The 15,652-nt window shown below is 34.0% G+C and carries 16 protein-coding genes and 1 riboswitch; of the genes, 11 read left to right on the forward strand and 5 right to left on the reverse strand.

Going from position 1 to position 15,652, the window contains the following annotated elements; genetic code table 11:
• Positions 1 to 7: 7 nt before the first annotated feature.
• The 5 genes from ACJ5GX_RS01450 (at position 8) to ACJ5GX_RS01470 (ending at position 3,743) form a co-directional block, all read left to right on the forward strand.
• Positions 8 to 748: a YebC/PmpR family DNA-binding transcriptional regulator gene (locus ACJ5GX_RS01450; RefSeq protein ID WP_019236937.1), complete on the forward strand. Its 741-nt coding sequence runs from the start codon at positions 8 to 10 to the stop codon at positions 746 to 748.
• On the forward strand, positions 745 to 1,785 hold the full coding sequence (locus ACJ5GX_RS01455) for a M23 family metallopeptidase (protein ID WP_052265051.1): 1,041 nt from the start codon (positions 745 to 747) through the stop codon (positions 1,783 to 1,785). The genes ACJ5GX_RS01450 and ACJ5GX_RS01455 overlap by 4 nt, the downstream gene beginning before the upstream one ends.
• Positions 1,769 to 2,638, forward strand: coding sequence for an SPFH domain-containing protein (locus tag ACJ5GX_RS01460; protein WP_010404803.1), 870 nt, complete (start codon positions 1,769 to 1,771; stop codon positions 2,636 to 2,638). Before ACJ5GX_RS01455 ends, ACJ5GX_RS01460 begins: the two co-directional genes overlap by 17 nt.
• 76 nt (positions 2,639 to 2,714) lie before the next feature.
• Positions 2,715 to 2,818: riboswitch (TPP riboswitch) on the forward strand.
• On the forward strand, positions 2,807 to 3,091 hold the full coding sequence (locus tag ACJ5GX_RS01465) for a SemiSWEET family sugar transporter (RefSeq protein ID WP_052265050.1): 285 nt from the start codon (positions 2,807 to 2,809) through the stop codon (positions 3,089 to 3,091). (Overlaps the previous riboswitch by 12 nt.)
• Positions 3,063 to 3,743, forward strand: a complete 681-nt coding sequence (locus ACJ5GX_RS01470) for a thiamine diphosphokinase (RefSeq protein ID WP_052265049.1) — start codon at positions 3,063 to 3,065, stop codon at positions 3,741 to 3,743. The genes ACJ5GX_RS01465 and ACJ5GX_RS01470 overlap by 29 nt, the downstream gene beginning before the upstream one ends.
• A 536-nt stretch (positions 3,744 to 4,279) precedes the next feature.
• Here the strand turns inward: ACJ5GX_RS01470 and ACJ5GX_RS01475 are convergent.
• Together ACJ5GX_RS01475 and ACJ5GX_RS01480 are read right to left on the reverse strand one after the other, a co-directional pair.
• Positions 4,280 to 6,256, reverse strand: a complete 1,977-nt coding sequence (locus ACJ5GX_RS01475; protein WP_007302582.1) for an ankyrin repeat domain-containing protein — start codon at positions 6,254 to 6,256, stop codon at positions 4,280 to 4,282.
• Between the two features lie 78 nt (positions 6,257 to 6,334).
• A complete protein-coding gene (locus ACJ5GX_RS01480; protein ID WP_495292615.1) occupies positions 6,335 to 7,522 on the reverse strand; it encodes a Bcr/CflA family efflux MFS transporter in 1,188 nt (395 codons plus the stop codon).
• A gap of 110 nt (positions 7,523 to 7,632) precedes the next feature.
• Here ACJ5GX_RS01480 and ubiE point away from each other — a divergent pair, with 110 nt between their 5' ends.
• Positions 7,633 to 8,331: a bifunctional demethylmenaquinone methyltransferase/2-methoxy-6-polyprenyl-1,4-benzoquinol methylase UbiE gene (ubiE, locus tag ACJ5GX_RS01485; protein ID WP_052265047.1), complete on the forward strand. Its 699-nt coding sequence runs from the start codon at positions 7,633 to 7,635 to the stop codon at positions 8,329 to 8,331.
• 159 nt (positions 8,332 to 8,490) lie between these two features.
• Positions 8,491 to 10,188, forward strand: coding sequence for an ABC transporter ATP-binding protein (locus tag ACJ5GX_RS01490; protein WP_052265046.1), 1,698 nt, complete (start codon positions 8,491 to 8,493; stop codon positions 10,186 to 10,188).
• 82 nt (positions 10,189 to 10,270) lie between these two features.
• Here ACJ5GX_RS01490 and ACJ5GX_RS01495 read toward each other — a convergent pair whose 3' ends face one another.
• Complete coding sequence (locus tag ACJ5GX_RS01495) at positions 10,271 to 10,435, reverse strand: hypothetical protein (protein WP_167470124.1); 165 nt, start codon at positions 10,433 to 10,435, stop codon at positions 10,271 to 10,273.
• 1 nt (position 10,436) lies between these two features.
• On the opposite strand from ACJ5GX_RS01495, the gene ACJ5GX_RS01500 reads away from it, so the two are divergent.
• The 3 genes from ACJ5GX_RS01500 to argS all read left to right on the forward strand — a co-directional run bounded on the left by ACJ5GX_RS01500 (position 10,437) and on the right by argS (position 13,142).
• Complete coding sequence (locus tag ACJ5GX_RS01500; protein ID WP_236681822.1) at positions 10,437 to 10,658, forward strand: hypothetical protein; 222 nt, start codon at positions 10,437 to 10,439, stop codon at positions 10,656 to 10,658.
• A gap of 85 nt (positions 10,659 to 10,743) precedes the next feature.
• Complete coding sequence (locus tag ACJ5GX_RS01505; protein WP_006012452.1) at positions 10,744 to 11,307, forward strand: hypothetical protein; 564 nt, start codon at positions 10,744 to 10,746, stop codon at positions 11,305 to 11,307.
• Between the two features lie 134 nt (positions 11,308 to 11,441).
• Positions 11,442 to 13,142, forward strand: coding sequence for an arginine--tRNA ligase (gene argS / locus ACJ5GX_RS01510; protein WP_096097177.1), 1,701 nt, complete (start codon positions 11,442 to 11,444; stop codon positions 13,140 to 13,142).
• A gap of 62 nt (positions 13,143 to 13,204) precedes the next feature.
• Here argS and ccmA read toward each other — a convergent pair whose 3' ends face one another.
• Both ccmA and ACJ5GX_RS01520 read right to left on the reverse strand, forming a co-directional pair.
• Positions 13,205 to 13,828 carry a heme ABC exporter ATP-binding protein CcmA gene (ccmA, locus tag ACJ5GX_RS01515; protein WP_007302587.1) on the reverse strand — a complete coding sequence of 208 codons (624 nt, stop codon included), beginning with the start codon at positions 13,826 to 13,828 and terminating at the stop codon, positions 13,205 to 13,207.
• Between the two features lie 3 nt (positions 13,829 to 13,831).
• A complete protein-coding gene (locus ACJ5GX_RS01520) occupies positions 13,832 to 14,263 on the reverse strand; it encodes a hypothetical protein (protein WP_052265043.1) in 432 nt (143 codons plus the stop codon).
• A gap of 429 nt (positions 14,264 to 14,692) precedes the next feature.
• Here ACJ5GX_RS01520 and ACJ5GX_RS01525 point away from each other — a divergent pair, with 429 nt between their 5' ends.
• Positions 14,693 to 15,112, forward strand: coding sequence for a hypothetical protein (locus ACJ5GX_RS01525; RefSeq protein WP_495292616.1), 420 nt, complete (start codon positions 14,693 to 14,695; stop codon positions 15,110 to 15,112).
• The last annotated feature ends 540 nt before the right edge of the window (positions 15,113 to 15,652 follow it).

Here is a 15,652-nt window from a genome sequence, read left to right on the forward strand (position 1 = left end):
TTTTCTTATGGCTGGTCATTCACAGTTTTCAAATATAAAACATCGAAAAGGTGCTCAGGATGCAAAGCGCTCGCAAAAATTTACGAAGCTCATTAGGGAAATAACAGTTGCTGCAAAACAAGGGCTAACTGATCCCGAGCTTAATCCACGTCTTCGCTCTGCTATCTTTTCTGCGCGAAAGGAAAATCTACCAAAAGATAAAATAGAAACAGCAATAAAAAATGCAGCTGGTAACGTTGCTGGAGAAAGTTATGAAGAAATACAATATGAAGGCTGCGGACCTTCTGGTGCTGCACTTATTGTCCATGCTCTGACAAATAATCGCAACCGAACTGCTTCTGAGATACGTTATATCTTTTCTCGCAAAGGCGGTAATTTGGGAGAAACAGGATGTGTGAGTTACCTTTTCGATCATGTAGGCTTAATTGTCTATAAAGCAGAGGGTATAAATTTTGAAGATTTATTTAACTATGGAATTGAATTAGAAGTATTGAATGTTGAGGAAAATAACAAGGAAGAATTATATGTTATAACTTGTGAAGTGAAAGATTTTGGTAGAGTGCGTGATGCTTTCTATACAAAATTTGGAGAACCAGAACTTGCTCGTCTTTCATGGCAACCAAAGGACCTGATTGAAGTTAGCGACAAAGAATTAATTGATAAATTATCTATATTAGTTGAAGAGCTAGAAGATAATGATGATGTGCAGTATGTTGAAGGTAATTTTATTTTTGCTGATAAACTATGAGGCTGGTAATACTTCCACTGCTTTGTATTTTACCAGCATATGCAACTGAAACATTTGCGCAGAAATACTATTGTCATTCCAGTGCCCAGACACTGGAAATTGATTGTAAACAGCACGCTATACAACATTTTCGATTAAAAAACTGTTCAAGCACTGGAATGACACTAACCCACTCTCCAGTGTTATTCCAAGACGGGATCAGAAAAAAAGAAGCTACAGAAAGTGATAGAAAGCTATCATTCATATCCAGTGACATAAAATCCTCTTTTTTTGATGCAGGAGGTTTGGCGCCAAATACGGTGATGAAATTAATCAACGTATATAAAGATTTTGGTATAGATTTTAAAAAAGACATTGTGCCAAAAGGTAAGTTGGAGGTTCTTTTTGAGAAATCGCTCGGTAATCAGAAAGCTGAAGAAAAAATTTTATATACTTCACTGACAACAAACAATAAAGCCATTAGCTTATATCATTATAAATCGCAAGACGGCAAAGAAAGGTATTTTAATAAAGAGGGGGTAAGCTTGAAGAGTAGCGAAATTTTTGTAAGTCCTTTAAACGGAGATTTTCGTATATCCTCGAATTTTGGTAATAGAAATCATCCCATTCATGGTAAAATTGCTTTTCACAAAGGAGTAGATTATGCAGCTAAGCTTGGCAGTCCCATATATGCTGCTGCAGAGGGTGTGGTAGAATATATAGGAAAGAATGGTGGCTATGGAAATTACATCAAAATAAAACACAAAAATGAATATTCAACTTGTTACGCACATATAAGCAAATTTAGTAGCGATATAAAGTTAGGCTCTAAAGTAAAGCAGGGGCAGATCATTGCTTATGTCGGCAGCACTGGTGTTGCAACAGGACCTCATTTACATTATGAAGTTATATATAATGGTAAACATATTGATCCGCTTACGATAGCTCATGGCAATGAGATAAAGTTGCCTGATCGTGAATTAAGAGAGTTTAAATTATTTGTAAGTAAGGTAGATGAAATAATCAGCAGAGAGGGTGCAAGTGAAAAAGCAATCTGATAAAGACAGCACAGATAAAAATACGATAAGTGATAGAAATCTAAGTAAAATTCAGGCTTTTCCTGTACTAATAGCGCTAGGGTTAATTTTATTGGTACTTTTTGTGTATGACAGCACAATTGCACTTGGAGTTGCTGCTGTTTCAATTTTGACTTTTCTTCAGGCACTTTTCGTTAATGACCCTAATGAAGCAAGAGTGATAGAGTTTTTTGGTCATTATATTGGAACTTATTTTAAGTCTGGAATATGCGTAACGCTTCCATTTTCGAGTAAATATAGAGTTTCTTTGAAATTTCAGAATATCAATACAGAAAAAATTAAAGTTAATGATGCTAATGGAAGTCCGATAGAGATTTCAGTAGTAATTGTTTGGAGAGTGAGCAGTCCTGCGAAGGCATATTATAATGTTAATAATTATCATGATTTTGTTTTTGTGCAAAGTGACTCGGTAATTAGAGAACTGGCAAGTAATTATCCGTATGATAGCGAAAACGATGAAGAATCTTTGCGTAAAAACTCTGACAAAATTTCAAATGAATTGCGGTCAATGCTACAACAAAGATTGAATATTGCTGGAATTGAAATTGCAGAAGCAAGAATATCGCATTTGGCCTATTCATCTGAGATTGCACAAGCAATGCTGAGGCGTCAACAAGCGCATGCCATCACCTCTGCAAGAAAGCATATAGTGCAAAATGCAATAGGAATTATCGAAGAAGTAATAGCCCATTTTGAAAAAAATAAAAGCTTACAATTGGATGGAAAACAAAAGGTTCAATTGATAAACAATTTGCTAGTTGCTCTGATCTCTGAGCAGGATGCACAGCCGACTATTAGTTTGGATAATAATTAGCATAGAAGCCGATTGGGTTTCATGAATGCAAGTCACTGTTAATTTCTTGATTAATAGACTAAATGATGTTATAAATTACACGCATTAGGGGTGCTCTAAAAAAGCTGAGAGTACATAAAGTACAACCCTTTGAACCTGACTCTTGTTAAAACAAACGTAGGAAAATGTATGTATGTAAATATTGAAGAATGCTTTGGCTTCATCGCGTTCGTTACATCTCTCATTGGGTTATTGCCTCAAGTATATAAAGCATATATCACAAAACTTACTCGTGACGTATCGATGCTAATGTTGGTGAGTTATCTTATTTGTTCATCATCTTGGCTTATTTACGGTATTTGTCAGGGTTTAGCTTTTGTGATACTCAGTAATATTGCTGGATTAGTGATCAGTATAATATCAATTGTTCAAAAATGTTACTACGATGCAAAAACTGCACGGAGCGTTTTATAACCATATGCTACATTGTAGCGTGGAGCAAGAATATCGCTCTATTGTAGTGCTAAATGGAGAAATACCTGATTCATCGTTTTTTAAACAAGATATACCTGTTATTGCTGTAGATGGAGGAGCAAACAAGCTTCTATCAATTGGCGTAAAACCTGATCTTGTAATAGGAGATTTGGATAGTATAAATCCGAATTTACGTGCTAACTTAAATACAGTATATCTACCTGATCAAGATTATTGCGACTTTTCTAAAGCAATGGCTCACTTAAAAACAGTAAAGTTATTGCCATCAATAGTAACGGGTATTATTGGAGGAGCAATTGATCATATACTACAAAATATTAACTTTTTTTTAAGTACAGATAGTATCTTTTATATGCCTTCGCCTCCCATGGTGGGGTACGCCTTACAAAAAGGTATTAGCTATTTTTCCTCTTTGCTAAAAAATACTAAAATATCCTTACTTGGTATACCGAAAGCTCAAATATCAACTAAAGGATTAAAATGGGAACTATGCCATAGTAACCTTGCTTTTCCAGGAAAGAATTCTTGCTTTAATCGAAGTCTAGGCAATGAGTTATCTATAGAAATACACAGCGGCGTGTGTTTAGCAATGATATATTTAGAAGCAGTAAATGATGATGGTGTGTATTGAGTTAAAACATTAAGAAAAAAAAAGTAGAAAAACCGTGTTAACACTAATTCTAAAAACTACAGGCGCCTGTTGTTAGCTAAAGTAAAGGTCAAATATCTGGAATTCTGGACATAAAATCCTCCTGTATAAAAAAGATTCAGAATGTACACACAACAGATGTAGCTGAATTTTTATTGAAAAATTGGTTAAAAGGTCTGCAGACCAAGATAAATTTTGAGCTCTCTAAATATCTCTACCATCATTATAATGGCATCTTGAGTATGCGGAAGCAATTTTTTCATTAAAATAAAAAATTTTATTCTACAGCTTAAAAAGGAGTTTGCTAATTTTCACACTGAATCGGATTTCACTACTCAAACCTAGAAACTTTAATGTATCAAGGTATCTGTTCAGGGGAATGTTCAAGTCAGTGCTCCCTTTCTTGTCATTCCAGTCTGGAATCCATTATACTCCGTAAATTTAACTGGGTGCCAGTGTCAGCTACTTTCATGACATCAACTGATTTTCCTTTGAATGCCAGTTATGCAAGAAATCTATTATATAATATTATTGTCACCCTCTTGATAGTTTGTTAGCTCCTCTCCTCCTGAGTTACTTGGTGCAATTATTTGATCATATTCAGTTGATGGTTCATCAGATCCAAACAACCATGAAAAAAAGCCACCAAAAAATGATGCAATTAAAGAAAAGGGCTTCATAATTATATTAAGCAAATTATCGAAAAAAGAGCTCGGTTGCTCTTCATTTGTCGATACTCTATTTTGTGTAGGTTCTGCATAAGGAAGATGTCCATTATCAGCAGCTTCAATTTTTACATCACTTTCTTCTTCTGCACTGATCTCCTGTGATTCTTCCTCTTGTTCTTGTAAACTTAGTTGGGCATTACCTTCTTGCTCAGCATCTTCCTCTTGACCTACTTCATTATCTTTTGATGCTATACTGTCATCAATTTTTTTGGGGGGTTTTAGTAATAGAGTTTTTATTTCTTCTGTGCTAGCTAAATCTAAAGGAGTCTTTCCATATTTATCTTGTGCATTAACATTTGCTTCTGCGTTTATTAGAGCTTCTACTATCTCTTTTCTATCATAGTTTGCAGCCCAATGTAAAGGAGTCCTCTCATCCTTATCTACTGCGTTAACATTTACTTCTGCGTTTATTAGAGCTTTTACTATCTCTTTTCTACCATATCCTGCAGCCCAATGTAAAGGAGTCCTCTCATCCTTATCTACTGCATTAACATTTGCCTTCATTCCTATTAGAATATCGACCATCTTTTCACGGCTCCACGATACATTAGGCAATGTATTCCAGTTGTTTTTTTCAATTACCAGGTGTAAAGGAGTCTTTCCATCTATATTTTGTAAATTAACATTGATACTTTCTACTTTCAGTAGATCGTCCAATTCAGGTATCTCCATCGCTTTCTTTTTTAAAAAAAAATGCAAAGGAGTCTCTTTATTTTTATCTGTTAGATTAACATTGATGCCTTTTTTGTTCAGTAGAGTATAGAATTTATCTGTATCTATATCTAGGTCTATTTTTTGAAGAATTAAATGTAAAGGGGTTTCTCCTGCATTATTTTGTGCATTAACGTCTGCTCCTTTATCAAGTAGAAATTTTACTATCTTTTCTGTATCTTTATATCTACTTTTAGCAGCAAAATGTAAAGGGGTACTTAGATCATCACTTTGTGCATCAACCTTTGCTCCTTTGCTGAGTAGAAATTCTACTACGTCTTTATGTCCATATTTAGCAGCAAAATGTAAAGGGGTGCTTAGATCATCACTTTGTGCATCAACCTTTGCTCCTTTACTGAATAGAAATTCTACTACACCTTTATGTCCATTTTGAGCAGCCAAATGTAGAGGAGTCTCTTCAAATTCATTTTTTGCATCAATTTTTGCTCCTTTGCTGAGTAGAAATTCCACTACGTCTTTATGTCCATTTTGAGCAGATAAGTGTAGAGGGGTCTCTTCAAATTCATTTTCTGCGTTAACCTGTACTTTTTCTTCTCTATTTAACAGATTTTCTACATCATCAATATTACCGCTTTTAGCAGCTTCAAGCAATTTGTCATTGGCATCTTTTATGCTTTGTAATAGATTTTTTATTTCTTCTGTCTTAGCTAAATCTAAAGGAGTCTGTCCTTTATCATTTTTTGTATTAACATTTGCTTCTTTCTTTAATAGGTCTTCTACTGCTTTCAAGTCGCCAAGTCTGGCAGCCAGATGTAGAGAAACCTTACAATGCTCAGCTTTTACTTCTTCGTATTTATTTAACACGTGGCGTTCTCGAGAAGAGTCATAAGCAATAAAATCTGCTCCATTATCTAATAGAACTTTTGCTATATAAGAATGATTATTTTTAACAGCCCAATATAGAGAATTACCTTGAGATCCATCATATGCATTAACATCAGCTTCTTCAATTATTAGGCGCTTTGCTTCATTAAGATCACCTCTTTTAGCAGCATCAAGTAAAGCAGCATCTATATTTCTGATTGAATAATTCATTTAACACTTCTCTATAAAATTGCATTACTATAGTAAGGTAATTAATAATTCATGAAATCTGGGTTGTAGAAATAATGATTATCCTTCGTGTTTTTCAGTATATTTAAGTAAACTATATATAAGAATTGCAATTATAGAACATACAACTGTTAATAGTAAATTTGGTAAAATGCCATAAGAAAAGAATTTTCCTACTATGTATATTCCAACAGCCCCAAACATCATATTGCAAAATGAGAGAACTGCACTACCAAGCCCTATACTTTTGACCGTTTCTAAAGCAGAAGTTACGTTATTGCTGATTACGAGTGCAAGTCCTATATTGCTTGGAATCCAAAGAACTTGAAGAATAAGCACGTTCAATTTGTTCATGAAATAAAAATATACCAATAAACCATCAGATATTATTGGTAATACCAAACCTATGATTAGCATCTTGCTCACTCCTATTTTTGGTACGTACCTTCTGTTAATTAAAGTGCCGATTACGTAAAATATGACTATGATTGATATGAGATAGCCAAAATATTGTACTTCAATACCCATTGATTCAAATATGAACGGGTAGTTAGCAATGTATGCCCAAAGCCACATGAAAGTTAATCCATGAATGGCTGAAAACCCAAGGAAACGATAATTCTTAAATATTAATATATACTGCTTGAAGATATTAATACTGGCTTTACTTTTATTTACGGTCAGCGTTTCTTGTAGCTTCAAGTAAATAAAAATGAGCATAATAATTGCGGCAAGTGATATGATAAAAAACAAAAACTTCCAACTATAACCATGTGAAATTATATAACTGCCTACCACTGGAGCTATTCCAGGTGAAAGTGCTACTACCATATTTAACTTTGAGATTACTCTTGAGTATTCACTACCTGAGTACATATCCCTGATTGCTGCATATCCGACAACGCCTGCAACACCAGCTCCTGCTCCTTGTATAAAACGGATTAATATTAAAAGTATAATATTATCAGCTATGCAACATACAATACTTGCCAAAGTAAAAATTGCCATGCCAATCAGCATTATTAGGCGCCTACCATAATAGTCTGACAGTGGCCCATAAATTAATCCAGATATTGCAACTCCTACTAAATTTAAACTGATCGTAAGCTGCGCTATATTACCTTTCACCTTAAAATAGTTGGCAATACTTGGCAATGCAACTGAGTATAAGTCTGTTGCCATATCAACAACTGCTACAGATAATATCATAATAAGAGAGATGATATTTTGTGAAAAAGCTGTCGACACTAATGATTTACTGGATTAAATATGTTTAATTGTAGTATATTTTTCTCATTAGTATATTAATTTAACTGCTAAAGTTTAAAATAATTATGTAAGCAATCTCTATATAAAATATGGATAAATCACAACTAGTTAAAGAGGTTTTCGATTCTGTAGCAAATTGCTACGACATCATGAATGATATAATGAGTTTTGGAATGCACAGGCTATGGAAGGATAAGATGGTAAATAGTGTGCATTTTAAAAAGCACTCCAAGGTTTTGGATATTGCTGGAGGAACCGGAGATATAGCTATAAGAATAGCAAGAGGGGAGCCAAGTGCTCAAGTTACAGTATGTGATATAAATCAAAACATGCTGGACAAAGGGTGTGATAAAGCTATAAATTCAAATCAGCTAAATTTCAATTGGGTATGTGCAAATGCAGAGAGTTTACCATTTGAAGATTCCGAATTTGATTATTATACAGTAGCTTTTGGTATTCGAAACTTTTCCGACCGTAAGAGGGCTTTAAGTGAAGCATATAGGGTATTGAAGCAAAATGGACAATTTGTCTGCTTGGAATTTGCCCCTATGCATTATCAAAATGAGATATTCACCAAATTTTATGACTTATACTCATTTAAAGTAATTCCTAAAATTGGCAGCATAGTTGCTAAAGATAAGGGTTCTTATGAATATCTAGTAAAAAGCATAAGAGAATTTCCAACTCAGACTAACTTTAAAATGGAAATTGAAGAGGTAGGCTTTAAGAATGTTGAGTTCCACAATATGAGTTATGGAATAGTAGCATTACATATTGGAACAAAATAAACTCTGGTCTATTCAGTAGTTTTTTTGCTAACTTTCTGTAATTTCGCAGCGTTTTTCCTTCAGAAGCTAAAGTTTCTTGAACGTATTGTTCTAAGGAAGTACACTGTAGACTAATGCTGTAACTTTTTCCTGAAGCTAAATACTTAACTTTAAAATAAAATGCAATCTAACATTAAGCAGTTATTTTACTATATAAAACCTAGTTTACATTATTTTACCGTAGCGTTTATTGCAGTTCTATTTTCAGCTTTAACGATTCTTCTTTTTGGTAGGGGCTTAAGCAACATAATTGATTCTGGCGCAGAGCATAATTTTACTACTAATCTATTAGTTGCAATACTGATAGTTTTAGGCATCTCTCTCACTGCATTTATTCGGTTATATTTCATTGGCATTGGAAGCGAAAAAGTTATCGCAAGAATCAGATATGACTTATATAGCAGTATTACTGATTTACAACCAAGTTTCTTTGAGAATACAGGTGTGCAAGATGTTATCTCAGCACTCATTACTGATACCTCTGCATTGCAATCGATAATAAACAGCAGCTTATTGACAATATTGAGGAATTTTGTGGTACTAACTGGTAGTGTTGCAATGCTGTTATACACAAATCTACATTTAACCGCATATGCAGCTGCAATAATACCTATACTGCTCATTGTCATGACTTCACTTGGGAAAAAAGTACGCAATTATGCACGCTTTGCTCAGGATAAATTAAGTGAGCTTGCATCATTTAGTGAGGAAAATTTTAGATCTATAGTAACTATCAAATCGTTTGTACTCGAAGAAAATGAAAAAATTCGTTTTCAGAAACATCTAAACTCAGTATCAAAATCATACGTAAAATTAGTACTCTTGCGTGCTATTTTAGTAACTCTAGTTATCACGTGTGTGATAGGTTCGCTAGTTGTTTTGCTTTTTTTGGGAATAAAAGAAGTCTTAAGTAATAATATGACCATTGGAGAACTCTCCTCATTTGTGTTTTATTCAGCACTTGCTGCAGGGGCTGTAAACAATCTAAGCGATAACATCAGTGATTTGCAACGAGGTCTTGGAATTGTAGAGCGTTTATTTGAATTTATGAACATGAAAAGCTCTATATTAGATAATGATAATCCTATAAGGATCAATAGTGTTCAAAAAGGAATTTCGTTTAACGATGTAACATTTTTTTATGCTGATAAGCCAGCATTAAATAACGTATCATTTTCTATAGAGGCAGGCCAATCAGTATCAATTGTTGGACCATCTGGCAGTGGCAAGAGCACCATTTTAAAGCTTTTGCTCCGTTTTCACGATCCAAGTGAAGGCAGTATTACTATCGATGGACAGAATATTAAGACAATTGCGCTAAATGATCTAAGATCGCTGTTTGGCTTAGTACCACAAGATCACATGATATTTTCTTGCTCAATAATGGAAAATATACTATATGGTAAACCAGATGCTGAATATGAAGAGGTGAAGCAAGCAGCTATCAGTGCGTATGCAATGGAATTTATTGATAAGCTGCCGGATAAATTTGATACATTTGTAGGAAAAAGAGGACTAAAGCTTTCCGAAGGACAAAAGCAACGTATTATAATAGCAAGAGCAATACTGAAAAATCCTCAGGTTTTAATACTGGATGAAGCAACTTCCGCCCTCGACTATAAAAGTGAAAGCCTAGTGCAAAAAGCACTTAGCAAGTTGATGCAAAACAGAACAACAATTATAATTACGCACAGGCTATCAACCGCACTCAAAACTGACAAGATTATAGTGATTAATTGCGGGAAAGTGGAAGAAGTTGGTACTCATGATTCTCTAATGAATAAAGATGGGCTGTATGCAAAATTGGTGAAGATATAGTAAAAACTGAAGGAAAATTTGAGTCATACTTGTTGGTTGTTATGCTAGATTGATAACTAAAACTATTAAATCTTTAATTATTTTAACTTATAATAATATCATATTGTCCACCTGCTCCTGCTTGTCCACCTTGTCCGGAACTTAAGCCTGAACCTAAGCCTGAATCTAAAGATGATGATAAATCGATACCATTTGACATAAAAAAGCTTGCAATATCAACCTTGCCAGGAACGGATAAGATTCTCAATTTGAAAACCTCTGATGAAACAGGTATGAGTTCTAAGGAATGTGGGGAAATTATTGCGAGTACTAGAAATGACCTTAGGATTTCAGATGGCAAAATTGTGGGTAAATGTTACGACAATACTGAATGTGATAAATGTGTGGATGCATTGAACTCTAGCATAATCATGGTTCTTGCTACTGATCACAATACACAAGCGGCAGACTCGAATATTTATTTTCTATAAAAGCAATATAATGTGTGTATTGTTAGTACACACATTATTCTATGTTTAATTGTTTGATAAATTTATTTATTGATGGAGTTATTTTATGTTTAAAAGCGCCTATGCTCATCCAATGCCAACTAATACATGTTTTGTAAATGATATGGTAAGAGTTAATTTGTTTACAAAGTTGGATGATTGTAAAGTCAATAAGAGTAAGTTGATTCATGATAAATGTGGTAAAGATCTTAAGTGTAAGATTAATGACAGGACTATGAATGAACTGAAAAAATGTTTTAAGTTTGAGATTGATGATAAGACTAAAAATGAACTGAAAGAAAATATTAAGAATGAACTAGAGAAAAGTATTAAGTTTGAGATTAGTGATAAGACTAAGAATGATCTAAAAGAAAGTATTAAGAATGAACTAGAGAAAAGTCTTAAGTTTGAGATTGATGATAAGACTAAAAATGAACTGATAGAAAATATTAAGAATGAACTAGAAAAAGGTCTTAAGTTTGAGATTAGTGGTAAGACTAAGAATGAGCTAAAAGAAAGTATTAAGAATGAACTGGAGAAAGAGAAAAATGGAGGTACAGGGAATGCTTATTTTAGTGAAAGCGAAAGTATGGCTTTCCGTCACTATAGTGACAGCAACGACTTAATGTAAACTATAATTTTTCTGGGTTTCAAAAGACCCAGAAAAGGTTGCCTTACACCAAACAAAGAGTAGAGAGAAAATCATAACTTCAACTAGCCCCACTTATTTGCTATACTGCTATAGATTTTATAGCAGTATAGTGAATGAACATTTTCAAGCAGATTTCCTCTCTAATTTCCAGCAAATTAAATGAGTTGAAACAAAGGGGTGTCATAAATACAAGTGCAGAAAATTTTATTGTGGAACCTCCAAGCAATAGAGCACATGGTGATATTTACACAAATGTTGCTATGGTGCTTGCAAAGCATGAAAAAAAGAATCCAATTGAGATTGCAGGGATCTTAGCAAGAGAATTTAAACCTTTTGATGAAGTTGCAGAAGTGGAAATAGCAAGCCCCGGTTTTATCAATATGCACTTAAAAATAGAAGTGTGGCATGGGATTTTGAAACAAATAAATGAGCTAAAAACAGAGTTTGGCACTCTAAATATTGGAAATAATCAAGCTGTCAATGTTGAATTTGTATCGGCAAATCCAACAGGCCCTCTGCATATTGGTCATGCAAGAGGAGCAGTGTTTGGTGATGTTCTGGCAAATTTACTAAAGAAAGTTGGCTATAATGTTACTAAGGAGTACTATATCAATGATGCTGGAGCACAGATAGATACGCTAATTCGGTCAGTATATTTGCGGTATAAGGAAGCTCTGGGAGAAAAAATTAGCATTGAAAAGGGTTTATACCCAGGTGAATATTTAAAGCCAATAGGAGAGGGATTAGCTAAAAAATATGGCAAGGAGCTTAGAGCAGAGGAAGATAACCAGATAATTAGAGAATATACTTTAAGTTCTATTTTAGAACTCATAAAGGAGGACATGAGCTTGCTTGGAGTAAATCATGATGTCTTTACTTCAGAGTATGAGCTACGTGGCAAAATCGAAGAGAGTATAAAGATATTATCTGACAAGGGTCTAGTGTATGAAGGGTACCTGGAGAAACCAAAAGGCAAAGAAAGTGAAAATTGGACTTCCAGAAAAGAAATGTTATTTCGCTCTACAAAATTTGGCGATGATGTTGACCGCGCATTGAAGAAAGAGGACGGCAGTTGGACTTATTTTGCCTCAGATATCGCTTACCATTTTGATAAGATATCGCGTGGTTTTAACAATATGATCGTAGAGCTTGGTAGTGACCACGGTGGTTATGTCAAAAGGTTAAAAGCAGTCGTCTCTGCGCTCAGTGATGATCAAGCAAAAATAGAGGTAAAACTGCATAATATTGTGAATTTTTTCGAGAATGAAAAACCTGTTAAGATGTCCAAAAGATCAGGAAATTTTCTTACAGCTAGGGATGTAGTGGAAGAGGTTGGCAGGGATATAACTCGTTTTATAATGTTAACACGCAAGAATGATATGGTCTTGGACTTTGATTTTGCTAAAGTTAAAGAACAGTCAAAAGACAACCCTATTTTTTATGTGCAATATGCGCACGCCCGTGCTCATTCGTTAATGCGTAATGCTCCAAAAGAGCTCCCAACAGCAGACCCTTCACTTTTAAAGACAGATGGGGAGCTATTCCTCATAAAAACCTTAGCAAAGTGGCCAGATGTGGTAGAAATATCTGCAAGGCTTTGTGAGCCACATAGAATTACTTTCTACTTACTTGAAGTTGCAGAAGCGTTTCACGTTTTATGGGGATATGGCAAAAGTGATTTAAATATGAGGTTTATACTGGAGAATAACTTAAATCTCACCGCTGCAAGAATGTTTCTCGTCCAAGCCTTAGCACACGTCATTGCTTCTGGACTTTCGATTTTTAATATAGAGCCTTTGAAAGAGATGAGTTAATTTTAATGCGTAATATTAAATGTGATAATAAATTATTGATGTAAGTACAATAAGGCCAAAAATTATACAAGAGGTCTGTTAAAATCACGTATGTCGATTGTCTTGAAGTCACACAATTGTTCTGTAGAGCTATGTCCTGTAATAATTACTGTACCGTTCTGCTCAGAGCGTATTGAGATTAGGTTCAATACTAATTCACATGTTGTGCTATCAAGATTACAGAAAGGTTCATCTATCAGCCAGATATTTGCATTAGAAATTAAAAGGCGGGCAAGCGCAACTCTTCTTTTCCAGCCTGCAGAAAGTTCACCATATCTAATGTTAAATACAGGTTGCAACTCTAAACAATAAGCAGCTGCCATAACTGATTCTCTAGTGTTCCGTATTCTTGCCCAGAATTCTATGTTTTCACCAATTGTTAAGCTATCTTTACAGGCGTTTTTATGTCCTACGTAAACCATGGAAGATATAAAGGATTTTGGATCATCATATATGTCTTTTCCGTAGTATCTTATATTGCCTGATACTGGCGGTAAGAGTCCAGATAAACTTCTGATTAAGCTGGTTTTGCCGCTACCATTTGGACCAGTGATTAAGATTTTTGATTTTGGCTCAGCTTTAAAATTGAGGTTTTTAAATAATACTTTGTTATTACGAGCACAGGATAGATTTTTACATTCAAGCATGGATTATCTGCCTTTTCCTTTATATTTACCCTTAGTTGAAGACTGAGCTTTTATAAATAGCTCCCAAAATCCTTTCTTATCACCTTCTCTGTGTATCAATTGTGCAAAATGTTTCATTAAACTATTACCCATCATAACCATCTTTGTCCATTTACCTAACGGTTTTGCTATATCAACTATTTCTAGATCTTCTTTGTAAACTTGCATATTCTTTTGTTTCTCCCTTAGCATTTCCTGTTGTTTCATCAACTCTTTTTGCTTATTTTTTTGATACAATTCATTAAATCTTCTATTTTCTTCCCACTCTTCTTTGAGAACTTTTAGAGGAAATATAATTTTCCTAATATGATTTTTGTATATTTTTCTCAAAAAGAGAGATACTGCAATTATAGCAAGTAATATCGTGCTATATGTAATGATTTGTCCGAACGGCATTTTTATACTCAGCTTATTGGCAAGCGGTATTTACAATTATACCATAACTATAGAAATTTTACAATTTTTTTCTGGATAAAGATAGTAGACTAAAAATTTCTAAAGGACAAAAGCAACGTATTTACGTACAGGCTATCAACTACTACACTCAAAACTGACAAGTGATTAATCATTGGAGAGTAGAGGAATCACGGCTCTCTAATGAATAAAGATGGACTGTGTCAAGCTGGTGAGTAAGGTGGAAATTGAATAATTGTTGGTTATTATGCTAGATCTACAATATAAGTTATAAAATTTTTAATCATTTTGGCTTATAATAATTTCTGAGTTAACCTTAGATTTCCTGAGCTGTGGTTTCTTTTACCCATGTTGAATTCCTAGCTTTTATACTCTAATTTAATTCCAGTTTTGACTATATAGGAGGTCACAATGTCAAACAATATCTATAGCGATCAAGTTAATAATAGTAATTTATATGCCAACAAACTTTTTTATGGTGAAGAGGGTGAGCAAGTCGAAAATCTAGGAGATCAGGTTGCGGAAAAAGAGGATGATAAATCAGAAGAAGATTTACTTCGTGACTGTAGAGATGAAACTAAGAAGGCAAAAGATAAGTTAATACAGTGTAAAAAAGATGCTGTGGAATCACAAAGAGAAATTACAAAATTAGAAGCAGAAGCTAGTGAATTAAAGTCACAGGTTCAAGAAGAAAGAGAGAAGGTAGAACAAACTAAGAATGAAGCTGAGGCAAAAGTTGATAAGTTAAAATTACAGGTTCAAGAAGAAAGAGAGAAGGTAGAACAAACTAAGAATGAAGCAAAAGCAGAAGTTGATAAGTTAAAATTATAATTTAAAATAGGAATTTGATCGTTGGAAGATACAGAGAGTGAGTGCGAAAGAGAGGAAAAGAATAGGTGCAGGGTAGAAAAGGATTAGATATTTCAGCAAGCTCGTTTTACACAAATGCTAGATAGCCTTAAATGTCTTAGCTTTTAAAAGTTTCTCGTAGATGCTTGCTACGCTGCCGTAGACACGTTTGATTTACAAGTAACTAAAGAGTAAGTTATATTATAAATAAGTTGTTTCTTGTGGAGTAAAATTAAGATGAATTATAACAAAGACTAGAAAAATGTAAGACACTGTTTAAAATAAAAGATGTACGTGTGACGGTTGCAAATATTTTTTTATCCTACATTGTATAAAAAAACCCTCGGGTCGACTATGTCATTTAAACTTGTAAATTTTCTATCTTTTCTCTTTTATAAGTCCTTAACTTACTACACTAGGTCTTAGTATCTGTATACTTTGTAATTTTCTTAAATTTACTTCCGATTTCATTTTCAGTGGCAACCCTGAAAGATGACTCTTTGATTTTGTCCTGGTATTGCA

Source organism: Wolbachia endosymbiont of Tuta absoluta (genome assembly GCF_059414725.1).

Bases quoted from the DNA above. Each gene is read 5' to 3' on its own strand.
- ACJ5GX_RS01450 (WP_019236937.1), top strand. From the start codon at position 8: ATGGCTGGTCATTCACAGTTTTCAAATATAAAACATCGAAAAGGTGCT.
- ACJ5GX_RS01455 (WP_052265051.1), top strand. From the start codon at position 745: ATGAGGCTGGTAATACTTCCACTGCTTTGTATTTTACCAGCATATGCA.
- ACJ5GX_RS01465 (WP_052265050.1), top strand. From the start codon at position 2,807: ATGTATGTAAATATTGAAGAATGCTTTGGCTTCATCGCGTTCGTTACA.
- ACJ5GX_RS01470 (WP_052265049.1), top strand. From the start codon at position 3,063: ATGCAAAAACTGCACGGAGCGTTTTATAACCATATGCTACATTGTAGC.
- ACJ5GX_RS01475 (WP_007302582.1), bottom strand. From the start codon at position 6,256: ATGAATTATTCAATCAGAAATATAGATGCTGCTTTACTTGATGCTGCT.
- ubiE (WP_052265047.1), top strand. From the start codon at position 7,633: ATGGATAAATCACAACTAGTTAAAGAGGTTTTCGATTCTGTAGCAAAT.
- ACJ5GX_RS01490 (WP_052265046.1), top strand. From the start codon at position 8,491: ATGCAATCTAACATTAAGCAGTTATTTTACTATATAAAACCTAGTTTA.
- ACJ5GX_RS01505 (WP_006012452.1), top strand. From the start codon at position 10,744: ATGTTTAAAAGCGCCTATGCTCATCCAATGCCAACTAATACATGTTTT.
- argS (WP_096097177.1), top strand. From the start codon at position 11,442: ATGAACATTTTCAAGCAGATTTCCTCTCTAATTTCCAGCAAATTAAAT.
- ccmA (WP_007302587.1), bottom strand. From the start codon at position 13,828: ATGCTTGAATGTAAAAATCTATCCTGTGCTCGTAATAACAAAGTATTA.
- ACJ5GX_RS01520 (WP_052265043.1), bottom strand. From the start codon at position 14,263: ATGCCGTTCGGACAAATCATTACATATAGCACGATATTACTTGCTATA.
- ACJ5GX_RS01525 (WP_495292616.1), top strand. From the start codon at position 14,693: ATGTCAAACAATATCTATAGCGATCAAGTTAATAATAGTAATTTATAT.